A 14473-nucleotide genomic window follows, 5' to 3' on the forward strand; every position below is an offset into this window, starting at 1 on the left:
CCATGTTCGCTTCCATCACCACCAACAGGAATTCCATGCATCCCATGCTTCGTAACGCGGCCGCAGCCGTCGCCTTCGCGCTGTGCGCACCCTTCGCCTCGGCCACCGTGCTCGACTTCGACGATATCGTCGGTGCTGATGGCTACGCCGCCGTCGCCCCCAACTACGGTGGCCTCGACTGGTCGGGCGCCGGTCTGAATGTCTTCACGAGCGAGCAAGACCCGTTTGCCGCCCATTCGGGTGCCGGCCGTGTCACCACCGACTGGACCGACGGCGGGCCAGTCGCCAGCACCATCCGCTTCCTGGCGCCCACCGTCTTCGAGGGCGCCTGGTTCTCGGGCTACGAAGACAGCAGCGTGCGCTTCGACCTGTACTTCCAGGGTCTGCTGGTCGCCAGTACGTCGGCGCTGCAACTGTCCGGCGTGGCCGCCTTCCTGGACGCCGGCTGGGATGGCGCGATCGATACGGTCGTCGTCTCCAGCGGCGTGCAGGGTTCGTATGCGATGGACGACTTCAGCTTTGTCGGTGTGACCGCGGTGCCGGAACCGGGGTCGCTGGCGCTGCTGCTGGCTGGCCTGGGCATGGCCGGTGTGCTGCGGGTGCGCCGCGCGTCGTTTTAAATCAGTCCCAGCGTCAGCGCGCGCAAGGTCGCGGCGGCGCGGGTCGAGCATCCGAGTTTGCCCAGGATGCTCTCGACATGCGTGCGCACGGCGCCGGTACTGATGCGCATCGCGCGCGCGGCGTCCTTGCCGGTCTCGCCCAGGCTGAGGCGCTGCAGCACGTCGACCTCGCGCGCTGACAATACCTGGCCCACCGGCGCCAATACGGTTGCCGTGGCAGCGGCCGCCAGCACGGCGTCCACCGCAGCGCGATCGAGGCGTCCACCCGTCACCTGCGCTTCGAGCAGCGCCCGCGTCGATGCCGGTTCGTGCGCAGCGCGCCACGGCCGCGGCGAGCGCAGGGCGACGTGGACGGTCGCTGCCGCCAGCAGGCATTGTGGAATGCCAAGCGTGGCGGCGTCGAGACTGCGATAGTAGCCGCTGCCATCGAGCCGTTCATGGATTTGCGAGGCCAACTGCGCATCGGCCTCGATGCCGTCGACACGGTTGCCGATGCGCGCCGTCCAGAAGGGCGCGCGGCGGATGGCTTCCCAGTCGGCGTCACCCGGTTTGCTTCTGCGTTCCCAAACCGTGTTCGACACGGCGGCGCGCCCGATCCCGTGCAACAGTGCCGCGCGCGCCAGGCTGCGCTGGTCGGCGTCCGGCAGCCCCAAGCCCTGTGCGGCCCCGTGCGCCAGCAGCGCCACGCGGCGCGAATGACCGGCCAGCCAGGGCAGCTTCAGTTCGACGGTATCGGCCACCAGCGTCAACGGTACCGACAGCGGCAGGAAGTCGCTGGGCAGCGCGGGTTCTTCCAGTGTGTCGGGTGCGTCGAGCCACGCCTGTGCGTGCGGCGCCACCTGCGCCACCAGCGCCGCCGGATACCTGACGCCACCCAGACGCGTGACCATCGCCAGCGCCGCGCTGAATCCATGCGCGCGTGTGAGGATCTCGATGTCGCCGGCCAGCACCACGTGGTACACGACGGCCGGCACCCCGTTGCCTTCCAGGCCACGCGGCAGGCCGCGGCCATCGACACGTTCGAACAGGTGGCGCAGACCGTGTTCGACCGGGGCCGGCAAGCCCAGCATGGCCGCGATGTCGCCCGCGATTTCGCAGTGGATGGTGGCCAGCGGCGTGAGGTGATTTCGCAGCGTGTCCAGGCGTGCGGCTTGCTGCGCATTGAGGGTGCGTTTCAACATCGCCTGGCGGCCATCGATGTCGTCGCCCAGCAGCGCGGCAAAGCCGGCGGCCGTGGCGGTGCTGCCGGACCAGCGCAAGCGGGCCGCCATGTGCGCGTGCGCAGCCGCTGCAGTGTCGCCACCGGCAGCCAGTGCGATGCGCGCGGCCAGGCGCGCAGCACGCGCGGAGGCGTCGATGGGCTGGCCCATGGCCAGGTCGCCCACGATCGCGAGTAACCCCATGGCCTGCGCCAGCGTCACCGTGTCGTGGCCGTGCAGGCTGGCGCTGGCGGGCGAGAGAGAAGGCCGGGGTGCCTGGTTGGTCGTGTGCATGAAGCCGATCGTATCGCCAAGGCCATCCCCGCATCTGCGGGGTTGGCCGCAGTCAGGCCAGCCCGGCCAGCTTCGCGTTGCGTTCGCGTTCGAGCTTGGTGATGTAGCGCTGCACCCCGGCCAGCGCGCCGCGCGAGATGTCGACGAACTGGCAGCCGATGCGGCGCGTGGTCTTGTGGTTCAGCAGGGTGAGGTCGAGCGAGTTGCGGATCTCGAGCGAGGTGGCGATCGGCCCGATCTCGGGCAGTTCGATGCGGCAGTTGGCGATCACGCGCCCGAGCGTCGTATCGAGCAGCAGCTTGCTGTCGAGAAGTGCAATGCCGCCAACGCTGATGTCATGCAGCGCGAAGACGCTCATGCCGCCGGTACCGCCATCCATCGGCACCGGAATCAGTGCGCGCACCGGATTGGTGACGGGCGTGGCCATGCGGTAGTACTCGCGCCGCTGCAGGCGGATCAGGGTGGGGGGAATGTCGGCCCGCAATGCCGGTTCGCCGCGCCACACTGTCGGGGCCAGGTTGGCGGCGGCGAACAGGATGCGGATCTTGTCGAGCGTGGTTTCGCATTTCGCGCGCGCTGCGCCCGTCATGCGCTGGTTCTGCGCCGGATCGACCGAGCGATCGAGCACGAGCGTGTTGCTGTCTTCGTCCACGGCCAGGATCGAGGTTACGCAGACGTCGGCCTCACCCCTGATCAGCAGACGGATCAGCTGGTTGTGTTCGCCGATCTGGCGCAGCAGCGAAACGATCTCGCGGCGCGATGCGACTTCGTAGTCGTGCCAGTCTTCCAGTTCTGCTTCATCCATTGCTAGGCTTTATGTCCTTGACGCTTGTTCCGGGGGGAGGTGAGGCGTCGGATCAGGTGCGGTGGGCATTGACTCACCGTTCTTTTTAGCCGACTCAATATGATATAGCCATGCCAACAGTTCCGCAATTGCTCGATACAGCGTTGGGGGAATTTCGCGGTCCAGATCGACCTGCATGAGCAGCGAGACCAGCTCTTTCGATTCGTGCACGAACACGCCCGCATCCTGGGCGCGCTGGATGATCTGTTCGGCGATCATGCCTGAGCCCTTGGCCACGACCGTCGGCGCTTTCTCGCCAGCGCTGTAGGCCATCGCCACCGCGCTCTTGATGCGCTGGTTGGCCAGTTTATTCATGGTCGCCATCGCCATCGTCATCATGCTTCGGCGCCGCAGCGGCCCGCGCGCGCGCATCAAACCCCGCCAGCGGCGTGCCCACCGAATCGAGTGCGCCGGCCAGGTTCGGCACGTGCTGGCGCAGCAGGGCGGCGGTGGCGTCGTCGCCGGTTGCGAGCCCGATCTGCAAGGCGCCGCCCACCATCCGCAGCTGCACATCGAGTTCGCCCAGTTCGGGGAACCGCAGGCGCAGGCGGCTGTTCCAGATCGCCCCGTCATCGTCGCTGCCGCCACCGTGCGCTTCGCGCTGCACATCCCATTCCATCGGCTGGCCGGGCCACAGCTGGCCTTTCCACGCCAGTTGCGATTGCTCCTGTGCCGCCAGCTGCATGCTGATGAACTGCGCGGTGGCGGGATCCTGCGGGTTCGGGCGCGCGCCGTTTTGTGCGGCCTGCTGCTGCGGTTCGTTCGCCAGTTCGGCCAGTGCGCGCGAACCCTGCGCCCATTCGGCCACGTGCGATTCGTAGAACAGGCCGCTCTTGCCGAACGCCTGCTTCAGGCCGGCAGCCAGCGCCGCCGGATCGGCGTCCGGCGTGGCCACCAGTGGCGCACTGCCAGTGACGGCGGTGAGCACCGTCTCGGCTTTCTGGGCGGCCGCCAGCACGCCGGCCAGGGCCTGGGCGGTAGGACTGAGCGTGGTGTTTTTTGCTTCGGTGCCGCCGGCAAACGCCTGCGCGCCCAGTCCGGCGCTGGAGGCCAGCAGGGCGCCTGCGCGGCCGAGGGCGGCGCCTTCGCGGTAGCCCAGCGGCGCGCCTGGCGCATCCGTTTCGGCTTGCGGGGCGGGGCCGGCTTCGGCAAAGCCGGTGGCAGTGGTTTGGGCGCCGACCTGAAAGGTAGGGCGGGGATGCAGGCCGATCAGCGTGAGCGGCACGTCGGCGCCGACCAGCGCGCCCGGGGGCAGTTGCATGCGCGCCTGGGTGTCGGCGAACTTGACGATGAAGGTGCCGTCGGTGAGTTTGGCCTGGATTTCGCCGTGGATCGCCTTGCCCAGCAGTGGCGCGACGGCGCGCGCAAAGGCTTGCTGACGCGGATCGACGGCCTGCTCGGCGGCCTGGCCCGGCGTGACGCGCGTGACGGCGCCAATGAGATCGCGGGGCAGCATCAGTCAACCCCCGCCGGGCGCATCAGATGCCGTAGGCGCGCGCGACGCGGCGTTCGGTCGATTTGCTGTTGATCAGGGACGACAGGTGCGCCATCCATGGGCTGGTCAGGTCGCGGATGCGGCGGTCGGCGTCGAGCATGCGGCGGATTGCATTGACCTTGCGCACGCGTTCCTGGCCGGCCAGCGGGGCCACGCCTTCGTTGGCCTTCAGGCGGCGCGCATGGGCAGCGCATTCCTGTTCGAGTTCGGCCAGGCGATCCCATTCGCTGGCAGTGGCCGCGTCGAGCATGCGCTCGGTGATGCCGACCATCGCTTCGTAGACCGTCACCACTTCTTGTCCATTCATCGTCATCGTCATCGTCAACCTTATGCGCTCATCAGGGTAGGGGTACGCTGGATGGCCGGCACGGTCTGCTCGGCCGTATCGCTCTTTTCGCCGATCGCGACCCAGGCTTCGCGCAGATCGGACATCAGGCCATGGACTTCTTCGATGATCGCGATATCGTTCTTCATATTGGCCTGCAACAGGCGGCGGCTCATGTAATCGTACAACGCATCGAGATTCTGTGCGATCTCGCCGCCAGCTTTCTGGTCGAGCGAGGCGCGCAGGCCATTGTCGATGATCGTGATGGCCTTCGAGATCGACGCGCCCTTGGCGGCCACGTTCGACGACTTGATGTGGTTGATCGCGCTGAGCAGGGCGACGATCACACCGTCGTACAGCATGACCACCAGCTTCTGTGGCGACGCGGCAGCAACGCCGGTCTCCAGACCAACCGTTGCATAGGCGCCGACGCCGCGTTTCGGGGTTCCAAACATATGAGATTCTCCGGTGATGCTGAAATTATGAGTTGGCCGCGATGGACGCCAACTGCTGGGTTAGGTAGTCCGAGGTCGATTGCATCGACGTCATCATCGAGTCGAGTGCGACGAACTGGGCGCGATAGCGTTTTTCGATGCTTTCCAGGCGCGTTTCAAAACGCGCTGCCTGGTCGGCGACCGATTTGATCGATACGTTCAGACCATCGGTTTTGCTCTTGAGCAGGCTGTCCTTGCCGACGAAGCTGGTGGCCAGATTGTTGAGCTGGAAGGCGAAGCCTTGCGAGAACGTTACGGTGCCGCGATCGCCGAGGATGCCGCTGGTGATTGACACCTGGATGCCTTCCGCGTTCGAGCCTGGCGCTGCCGTCAGCGCCTGCCCGTTGCCGGTGGCGGCCACGCCGCCGATCGTGCCTGCGACATCGGTGCCTTTGCTTGGTGCGGCGCCGCCGAAGATCAAGGCGACCGAGCTGCCGCTGACACCGGCGAGCGAGATGTTCGACGTCGATCCATACTTGCTCGACGACAGCGTCAGGATGCCGTCTTCGCCGACCTTCGATTCGGCCGTGTCGCCAGCGCCGGCAAAGACGGCATTGCCATTGATGGATGAGCGCAGCAGCGCAGCCAGGTCATCCTTGCTGTACGTGCCGGCGGGCAGCTTGATTTCCTGCGTCTTGCTGTCGGTGACCGGATCGGTATCGTTCAACGTCACGCGCCATACCGTGTTCGGGGCGATCGTCGTAGTCGTGCCAAGTGCAGCGCTGCTCGCCAGCGTACCCTGCGTGGCAAGGCTGGTGATATTCAGGCCGTACGTGCCTGCCTTGGTCGCAGCGGTCGATTTGTCGAACTTGACCAGACCATCGGTGGTTGAACCCATCGCCGCAAACAGCCCGCCGAAGTCAGCCGCATTGTCGGTGATCGCCTTGTTCAACTTGCTCGAATCCACCTTCAGGCTGCCGTCCTGCTGGAACGCAATGCCGATCTGGCTCAGTGAATTGAGCTTGCCACCGGTGCCCTCGACGACAGCGCTGATCTGCCGGCGCATCTGGCTCTGGATCGCGCGCACACTGGCGTCGCCCTGCAGGACGGCGCCCTTCTTGGTTTCAGCGTTGTACTTGGTCAAACCGCTCATCGTCGAGTTCAGCGTGTTGTATGCCTTGACGAAGTCGTTGACGGCCGTGCTGATGGCTCCCGTGTCCTTCGTGACCGTGAGCGTGCTGCTGCCGACTGCGCTCACGTCGAGCGTGACGCCCTGGATTGCATCCTTGACGCTGGTGCTGTCGCTCTTGATTTCGATGCCGTTCATGTTCAGCAGCGTGCTCTGTGCCCCGGCGGTCTGGGCCATGCCTTGCACACCGGTCGGATCGTAGCCCAGCAGGGCCGCGAGGGCCGGGTCGGCTTCTGAACCGTCTTCACCCGAGACGCCAATCTTCATCGACGTGGCTTCGCCGGTCTTGTTCGACGTGACGACAAGGTGGAAGGGTTTGCTGCTGCCGTCGGACACGATGGTCGCAGTCACGCCCATGTCAGCCTTGTTGATGGCGTCGCGGATGCCTTGCAGCGACTGGTCACCCGCCTCCAGCGTAATGGTTTTGCTGTTGATTGCACCATTGAGCGAGAAGCCGGAACCCTGGTGCGATCCAACGCTGCCTGCAGTAAAGCCAGCAGACGCCGGGTTGTTGCCGCCGATCAGGATCTGGTTGCCGTCGTTCGAGCGCAGCGTGACGCCAGCGGTGGCTGTCGTGGTCGCGCCGGTGTTGGTATCGGTGGCAGCATGCTTGATGCCACCCTTCACAGTGCCGGTCACGGTTTCGGTCACGTCGATGGTATTGCCGTCGGCGGCCTTGAATTGCAGCGTACCTGCGGCGGCGCTGCCGCTCACGGTGATGTTGGCTGCGGCCAGCGCATTGCGCGTGCCGGCGCTTGCCAGCGTGGTATCGAGACTGGCGCGGGTGATCGACGTGGTATCGGTATTCAGGTTGGCCAGCTGGACGCCGCCCACCGACAGTGCATAGCTGGAACCGGCAGTCACGCTGACATCGCCGAAGCCGGCGAACAGGTCGGCGGCGGTTTCGCTGCTGCCAGCAGTGGCGACTACGCCGGTTTTTTCGCTCTGCGCGTTAATGGCCTCGGCCAGCGCGCGGGCGCTGCGGGTGGTCGGACTGGTGCTGATCGCCACGCCGTTCAGGCTCAGCGAACCGTTGGCGATGCCGCCCGCGGCCGCGGCCAGTCCCAGCGCAGTGCCGGTGGCGCCGAACGTCCCGCCGGTCACAGTGCCGAACTGGAATGTCAGGTTGGTTGGCGCACCGGCGCCGATGGTACTGGTGCTGCTGGCCATGCCCGTTGTCTTGAGGCTCTGCGACTGGGCCAGTTGGGTAACGTTGACCTTGTACTTGCCCGGCACAGCGCCTTCACCGGCGGTGCCGGTGAAGATATCCTTGTTGGAGGCGGTGGCGCTCAGACCCTGGAAGGTGTTCGACTGGTTCAGCAACGAAAGCGCGCCCTGGAACGCGCCCACGGCAGAGCTCACTTGATTCAAGGCAGAGTTCTTCGCTTGCAATGCTGCCGTTTTCTTGGCGTAATTGTCGAGCGGCCTTGCTTCAGCTTGCATCAGTTTGGTAACGATGCCTTCGATGTCGAGTGCCACTTGTTTCTCCGGTGAAAGCAATAATGTAAGTCATTATCGGCAGAAACAAACCGTACTTAAGAGCGGTAAAGGCGGCTCTCTTTTTATTTTGGTGGGGATCGTCACCACTGATGTCGCGGCGCCATGTAAAAAGCGCCGCACCTGGTGGGGTGCGGCGCTTCGCGTGAGGAGCAGATCGCGTCAGGCACGTTGGTTCAGCAGGCGCCCCACCATCTTGTCGATCGATTTGGCCATTTCGAGCGCCTCCTTGGTCGGCATCTGGCGGACGACTTCCTTCGTGTCGCGGTCGATGATCTTGACCACGAGGTCCTTGCTCTCTTCGTCAATCTCGAATTGCAGGCTCTGCGCCGATTGTGGCAGCGCTTCATTGAGCTTCTTGACGGCGGACGACACCTCGTCCCGGGCTGGCTGGGCTTCAGCCTTCTCCGGTGCTGCCCGTGGTGCCGGGGCAGCCGGCCCGCTCGCGACCGCTGGACGTTCGTCCAGTTTGGCGAGGGGTGACGTTGCAACGGATGGAATTTGCATGGCGTATCCTAACGAAAATTCCCCAGCCAAATTGCTTCAGCCGGGGAACCGCTTACCAAGTGGTGCTGTTACTACGCGTTAGCGATTAGCCACGCAGGAGCGACAGAACACCGTTCGGCAGCGAGTTGGCCTGGGCCAGCATCGACGTACCAGCCTGCTGCAGGATCTGACCGCGGGTCATTTTCGCAGTTTCCGAAGCAAAGTCGGTATCGACGATGCGGCTACGCGATGCCGACAGGTTCTCGGTGGACGACGACAAGTTCGAGATCGCCGATTCGAAACGCGACTGCAGTGCACCGTATTCAGCGCGCTGACCGTTGACCGCACCCAATGCAGCGTCAGCGATCTTGATGGCTTGCTGGGCCCCTTCGAAGGTGCTGACATCCAGGTTTGCCACCGACTTCAGATCGGAGGAGCCGCCGACGCCCCAGCCGCTAGTATCAGCGACCGAGAAGCTCTTCTCGGAATCCATAGCGATGCGGCCTTTGGCGGTAGCTGCACCACCTGGCGTAGCGGGAACAATAGGTGGCCCAGGTTGCTCTGGGGTACCAATTGCCATGGTTGGCGCTGCGGTCGTTGTGATTGCTACGCCTTTGTCGTCCAAGGTCGACAGCGAACCAGTTGCGCCAGTTGCAGTCGAATTGTTGGTCAGTGCGATGTCATTGCCTTCTGCATTGGTCAGCTTCAGACCACCGTTGGTTGCATCATAAGACGCGGTAACGCCGGTTTTTGCAGTTTGTGCATTAACAGCGCTGATAGCCGAAGCGTAACCATTTGCATCTGTCTGCTTACCGATTGAAAACGAGATATTTACTGCATCGGCATTATCGGATTTCAGGGCAACCACATACGATTTGTCAGCAACGCCTTTGAAGACTGCTTCCGTCTTTGCAGTCGCAGTCACGCCAGTATCGCCGCTGACGGCATTGATCTTGGCGACCGATGCCTTCGCAGATTCGTCGGCGGCAACGGCAACATTCTTAGAACCTTGCGAACCATTGATGCTAATCGTACCTGCAGCGAGCGCGCCTGTTGCTGTCGCCTGCAAGGCACTCTTATCCATACGATTGTTGCCGTAGGTCGAAGTGGTGAAATTCGCGCCGTTCATCGAGATCAGCTGGCCTGCATTGGCGCCAACCTGGAAGTTCGCGGTGCCCATCGAACCGTCCATCAGCTTCTGGCCGTTGAATTCGGTGGTGTTGGCGATACGGTTCAGTTCCGAAGTCAGTTGGGTGACTTCAGTCTGCAGTGCTTTGCGGTCGCTGGCCGAGTTCGACGAGTTCGACGACTGGACAGCCAGTTCGCGGACACGTTGCAGGATGTCGCCCGAGCTCGACAGAGCGCCTTCAGCGGTTTGCGCCATCGACACGCCATCGTTGGCGTTACGGGTCGCTTGCGTCATACCCTTGATTTGCGAATTCATGCGGTCCGAAATCGCCAGACCAGCGGCGTCATCCTTCGCGCTGTTGATGCGCATACCCGACGACAGGCGTTGGATCGAGGTATTCAGCTGCGATTGCGAGGTCGACAGGTTACGCTGCGAGTTCAGGGATGCGACGTTGGTGTTGATTACTGATGCCATGGTGTTTCTCCAGACTAGGTCTTACTAGGGGTGCAGCGACCGTGCTGCTGTTCACTTTGGTCCGTCGCGTTATTCCGTGACGTTCAAACCGCTGTTGTTGCCGGTAACGGTGCCCTGTGGAAAAAGTTTAGGGCCGGACGCAAAATAAATCGTTTTTTTTACCTGTCTGGAAAAACACCTGTTCAGAACTTGTCATTCCGCCACGACTACCCGATTCTTCCCGCTGCTCTTGGCCTGATACATCGCTTTATCCGCCCGCGCCATCAGCGACGCCTGCTCTTCGTTCTGCATCCGCAGCGCTACACCGCACGAAAAGGTAATCAGCATCTTCTCGTTATCGTGCAAGAAGAAGTGCCGGGTCAGTTCGCGCTGCACCCGCACCATGGCCGCCGCGGCCGCGTCGACGGTCGTCTCGGGCAACAGGATCAAAAATTCCTCGCCGCCGAAGCGCGCGATCACGTCCATCGCGCGCAGCGTCTCGCGCACGACCTTGACCAAGTGCTTGAGCGCGGCGTCGCCCGCCATGTGCCCGTAGGTGTCGTTCAGGCGCTTGAAGTTGTCGAGGTCCAGCAGCGCCACGCACAGCGGCGTGTTGCGGCGGTCGGCGCGCGCGCTTTCGCGCTCGAACACGTCGTCCAGGCCGCGGCGGTTCAGGCTGCCAGTCAATTGATCCTCTCGCACCAGCTCGCTCATATGCTGCAGCTCGGCTTCCAGTTCGCGGATGCGCTGCTCGGCTTCCTGCACTTCGCGGTGTGCGCCGACCATACGGTCGCGCGAGGCCAGCGCTTCGTCCTGCGCGTGGCGCGTCTCGCGCAGCACGTCGTTCAGCAGGGTATTGAGTTCGTTGATGTCGGTCGCGCCGCCGATGCGCTCGGAAAAGTCGCCCAGCTTGGCGTGGTAGTCGCCGGTCGCGGCGGCCACCGAGCCCAGGCGCTCGACAAACGTCATCATCATGTTCTTCATCGTCGCACGCACATCGGCGATGCCATGTTTCAGATGACTTTGCTTGATGATCACGTCTTTCAGGCTGCGCGTGGCGTCTTCCAGCGCGCGCGTTTCCAGTGGTCCGGCGATCAGTTCCTGCACTGCCACGACCTGGCCTCGCATATAGTTGTCGTCCTCGAGCAAGCCTTCGATATTGTCGAGCAGCAGGCGGAACAGCCGCAGCAGCAGTTCCTGCTGGCCGGCGCTGTCGTCCTTGCGCAGTTCGATCTGGAAGCACAACTGCTTCAGGCGCGCCTCGATGTCCTGCAGTTCGCTTTCGCCAACCGCCGTCTTGACCAGTGCGCCGAGCGCTTCGGCCTCCTTGACCTGTTCCGGGTTGTCGCTCAGCAGCGAAGCGCAGGCGAACGACAGCGTGCGCGCCAGCATGTCGCGCAGCAAGCGCGTCTGGGGCTCTTCGTCGCCCATTGCCATCACCGGCGTGTTGCGCCGCAGATGGCGCTCGCTCAACTGGCCCAGTGCCTGGGTGTAGCCGCTCCAGTCGCCCGTCTTGACGGCGCGCGTCATGCGCCGGCCGTAGTCGGCCAGTTCGCCCGGCGTATCGAGCAGGCGGCGCGCGAACCCGTTCAGTACCTCGATGGCGCCAGCATCCGGCGCCGGCGCGGGCGGCGGCGGCGGGGTGCCGGCGATCTCGTCATAGATGGCGCGATAAGCGTCCGGCGTCGGCGCGATACGGCGCGTGGCCAGGCGGCGGAACGCCTCGCGTGCAATGTCGGCCGGATTCGCTGCGGGAGCGGCAGCGGAACCAGCGCCGGATACAGCGGGAACGGGTGTGGACGGAGTGGACATGGGTTGCAGCGCGGTGCCGGGTTTGCGGGATTGACGACATGATAGGCAGTTTATTTGCCTGGCATCAACAACTATTCAATGGCAAGACACGCGGCAGGGGCGTCAGTCGACCAGGCCGTTGCGGATCGCATACGTGGTCAGCTCGGCACTGCTCCGCAGTTTCATCTTTACCAACAGACGCGCGCGGTATTCGCTGATCGTCTTGACCGACAGCGACAATTCGCCTGCGATCTGCGTGACGGTCATGCCCGACGCGATCATTGTCAGCGTCTGGTATTCGCGGTCGGACAAGCCTTCGTGGGCGGCGCTTTCGTGGTCTTCGCCGATGGCGCTGGCCAGCGTTTGCGCGAGCGCGGCGCTGACATACTTTTGTCCCCCCGCCACCAGGCGAATGGCCGTGACCAGTTCGCGCGGCGCGCTCTGCTTGGTGATGTAGCCGGCGGCGCCGGCCTTGAGCGCGCGGATTGCGTACTGGTCTTCGCGGTGCATCGACAGCATCAATACTGACAACTCGGGCTTGTCCTTCTTGATCTGCTTGAGCACATCGATGCCATTGCGGTCGGGCAGCGAGATATCGAGCAGCATCACGTGGCAGCGCGTCTTGCCCGCCAGGCGCACGGCATCGTGGCCATCCTCGGCCTCGCCGGCGACAACGATGTCGCGCTCGTCGGCGAGGATCTGCTTGAGTCCTTCGCGCACGATGGCATGGTCATCGGCGATGCATACCCGGATGGTTACTTTTTCACTCATTCTGCTTCTTGTTCTGTGCCGGGGCCACGGACGGCGCCAGCCTGGTCTTGACGGTCAACATCGTGCCACCTCCAGGCGCTGGCGACAAGGACAGCACGCCGCCAAGCGCGCTGGCCCGTTCGTGCATGCCGCGCAGGCCGAACGCGTGCGGCCGGGTGCGCGCGGCCGGGTCGATGCCGCAGCCGTTGTCGCAGATGGCCAGCGTGAGCTCGCCGCCGTCATCTTCCAGCGTCAGCGTGACCTGCGTCGCGCGTGCATGCTTGGCAACATTGGTCAGCGCTTCCTGGGCGATGCGAAAGAGGGCGTCGGCGTGCTCCGGCGCCGGCTCTGGCGTTAGTGCATCGGGACAGTGCCTGATCACGGCGATGCCGGTTTGTCGCGCGAACTCGTCCGCCTGCCATAGGAGCGCGCCCGCCAGTCCCAGGTCAAGCGCGGTGGCGCGCAAACCGAACGAGATGCGATGCACCGTCTCGATGGTGCGATCGACGAGCTCGTCGATGTACCCGGCCTGGCCGGCCAGACCGGGCTGGTCGGCCGGCACACGCGCCGCCAGCCGCGCCAGCGCCATCTTGATGGCGATGAGGTTGCCGCCCAGGTCATCGTGCAGTTCGCGCGCGATTCGGGTACGCTCGGCCTGACGGGCGGCGTCGTCGCGGTCGTGCTGGAGCAGGGTGGGTTGGCGCATGGTCGAATGATACGACAAGGGCGCGCAAGTCTCGTTACAATGCATCCATGAACAAGGCATTTGTAAAAGAGTCGGACAACGACGACGATGATGAAGCCCTGGTGCTGGCACAGGCGATTCCTGACGGCGCCAAGAACTACATCACCCCGGCCGGCTACCAGCGCATCAAGGATGAGCTATTGCAGCTGATCGACGTCGACCGCCCCGAAGTCGTGCGCATCGTGCACTGGGCCGCCTCGAATGGTGACCGCTCCGAGAACGGTGACTATATCTATGGCAAACGCCGCCTGCGCGAAATCGACCGCCGCATTCGCTTTCTCACCAAGCGCATGGATTCGGCGTTCGTCGTCGATCCGAGCATCCAGCATGGCAACGACCAGGTGTTCTTCGGCGCCACGGTCCGCTATGTCAACGGGGCCGGTGAAGAGCACACGATTACCATCGTCGGCATCGACGAGCTCGATCCACTGCATGGCAAGATCAGCTGGGTCTCGCCCGTGGCGCGTGCACTGACCAAGTGCCGCGAAGGCGATGTCGCGCAGCTGCACACACCGCTGGGCATGGACGAGCTTGAAATCATCTCGGTCGACTATCCCGAGCCCGTCACCGACTGAGCTCGCGGCCCGGTGCTACTATGTGCGCATGAACCGACCTCATGAAGCGGCGCACAGTCCGATGCACCAGCAGACAGACCCCCTGGCGGCGCTGCGCGCCGCAACCAACGAACAACACGAACGGCTCGACAGCGGCCTGCCGTTATCCGGACCTGCTCCCGACCTGAACGACTACGCGATGCACCTGACGATGGTGCGCGACTGGCTGGCACCATTGCAGCCGTGGCTGGATTCGTTTCCGGACGGGCCGCAGCTGGTCTTGCCGCCGGTAGAGCGCCTGGCACTGATCGAAGCCGACCTGAACGAGCCGGGCATGCCGCCGCTGCGTATCCCCACGCTCGCATACACGTGGCCGCGCGATGCCAGTGCGGCCTACCGCTGGGGCGTGTGCTATGTGATCGAAGGCTCGCAGCTGGGTGGCAAGGTGCTGTACGGGAAACTGGCCGGCACGCTCGCGCCACATCCGCTGCGCTATCTGAAGGGCAGTGACGCCGGGCCGGGCCCGCGCTGGCGCGCGTTCATGCTGGCGCTGAAAGAGCATGTGAGGTCGGCGGACGAGATTGCCGACGCCTGCGAGGGCGCATGCGCGGCGTTTGACAGTATTTTGAAGCTGGCCGTCATGCGCTGATATTGGCGGCCCGGCCGCC

General features: G+C 64.2%; 15 protein-coding genes. 3 read left to right on the forward strand and 12 right to left on the reverse strand.

Going from position 1 to position 14473, the window contains the following annotated elements; translation table 11 throughout:
- Nucleotides 1–2: 2 nt before the first annotated feature.
- The gene (locus IFU00_04290) at nt 3–620 is read left to right on the forward strand and encodes a PEP-CTERM sorting domain-containing protein (protein MBD8541501.1); all 618 of its coding nucleotides are present in this window, start codon (nt 3–5) and stop codon (nt 618–620) included.
- Here IFU00_04290 and IFU00_04295 read toward each other — a convergent pair.
- The 12 genes from IFU00_04295 to IFU00_04350 all read right to left on the reverse strand — a co-directional run bounded on the left by IFU00_04295 (nt 617) and on the right by IFU00_04350 (nt 13272).
- Nucleotides 617–2113: an HD domain-containing protein gene (locus tag IFU00_04295; GenBank protein MBD8541502.1), complete on the reverse strand. Its 1497-nt coding sequence runs from the start codon at nt 2111–2113 to the stop codon at nt 617–619. The genes IFU00_04290 and IFU00_04295 overlap by 4 nt on opposite strands.
- 52 nt (nt 2114–2165) lie before the next feature.
- Nucleotides 2166–2918: a flagellar brake protein gene (locus IFU00_04300; GenBank protein ID MBD8541503.1), complete on the reverse strand. Its 753-nt coding sequence runs from the start codon at nt 2916–2918 to the stop codon at nt 2166–2168.
- 9 nt (nt 2919–2927) lie between these two features.
- Entirely contained in the window at nt 2928–3272 is a 345-nt protein-coding gene (locus IFU00_04305; GenBank protein ID MBD8541504.1) for an EscU/YscU/HrcU family type III secretion system export apparatus switch protein, read from the reverse strand.
- The gene (locus IFU00_04310; protein MBD8541505.1) at nt 3265–4413 is read right to left on the reverse strand and encodes a flagellar hook-length control protein FliK; all 1149 of its coding nucleotides are present in this window, start codon (nt 4411–4413) and stop codon (nt 3265–3267) included. Before IFU00_04310 ends, IFU00_04305 begins: the two co-directional genes overlap by 8 nt.
- A 22-nt stretch (nt 4414–4435) precedes the next feature.
- Nucleotides 4436–4765, reverse strand: coding sequence for a flagellar protein FliT (locus IFU00_04315; protein MBD8541506.1), 330 nt, complete (start codon nt 4763–4765; stop codon nt 4436–4438).
- Between the two features lie 14 nt (nt 4766–4779).
- On the reverse strand, nt 4780–5232 hold the full coding sequence (gene fliS, locus IFU00_04320) for a flagellar export chaperone FliS (GenBank protein MBD8541507.1): 453 nt from the start codon (nt 5230–5232) through the stop codon (nt 4780–4782).
- Between the two features lie 25 nt (nt 5233–5257).
- Nucleotides 5258–7843, reverse strand: a complete 2586-nt coding sequence (gene fliD, locus IFU00_04325) for a flagellar filament capping protein FliD (GenBank protein MBD8541508.1) — start codon at nt 7841–7843, stop codon at nt 5258–5260.
- A 216-nt stretch (nt 7844–8059) separates the two neighbouring features.
- Nucleotides 8060–8404 carry a flagellar protein FlaG gene (locus tag IFU00_04330; GenBank protein ID MBD8541509.1) on the reverse strand — a complete coding sequence of 115 codons (345 nt, stop codon included), beginning with the start codon at nt 8402–8404 and terminating at the stop codon, nt 8060–8062.
- An 85-nt stretch (nt 8405–8489) separates the two neighbouring features.
- Nucleotides 8490–9986 carry a flagellin gene (locus IFU00_04335; protein ID MBD8541510.1) on the reverse strand — a complete coding sequence of 499 codons (1497 nt, stop codon included), beginning with the start codon at nt 9984–9986 and terminating at the stop codon, nt 8490–8492.
- A gap of 192 nt (nt 9987–10178) precedes the next feature.
- The gene (locus IFU00_04340) at nt 10179–11777 is read right to left on the reverse strand and encodes a diguanylate cyclase (GenBank protein ID MBD8541511.1); all 1599 of its coding nucleotides are present in this window, start codon (nt 11775–11777) and stop codon (nt 10179–10181) included.
- 102 nt (nt 11778–11879) lie between these two features.
- Nucleotides 11880–12527 (reverse strand): response regulator transcription factor, encoded by a 648-nt coding sequence (locus tag IFU00_04345; protein MBD8541512.1) that lies wholly within the window; start codon nt 12525–12527, stop codon nt 11880–11882.
- The gene (locus IFU00_04350) at nt 12520–13272 is read right to left on the reverse strand and encodes a sensor histidine kinase (GenBank protein MBD8541513.1); all 753 of its coding nucleotides are present in this window, start codon (nt 13270–13272) and stop codon (nt 12520–12522) included. Before IFU00_04350 ends, IFU00_04345 begins: the two co-directional genes overlap by 8 nt.
- Here IFU00_04350 and greB point away from each other — a divergent pair.
- Nucleotides 13260–13826 (forward strand): transcription elongation factor GreB, encoded by a 567-nt coding sequence (gene greB / locus IFU00_04355; protein ID MBD8541514.1) that lies wholly within the window; start codon nt 13260–13262, stop codon nt 13824–13826. The two genes, IFU00_04350 and greB, sit on opposite strands and share 13 nt — an antisense overlap.
- A 28-nt stretch (nt 13827–13854) precedes the next feature.
- A complete protein-coding gene (locus tag IFU00_04360; GenBank protein ID MBD8541515.1) occupies nt 13855–14454 on the forward strand; it encodes a biliverdin-producing heme oxygenase in 600 nt (199 codons plus the stop codon).
- Nucleotides 14455–14473 lie beyond the last annotated feature (19 nt).

Source organism: Oxalobacteraceae sp. CFBP 8761, assembly GCA_014841595.1.
In the GTDB taxonomy this organism is placed as follows: Bacteria; Pseudomonadota; Gammaproteobacteria; order Burkholderiales; family Burkholderiaceae_D; genus Telluria.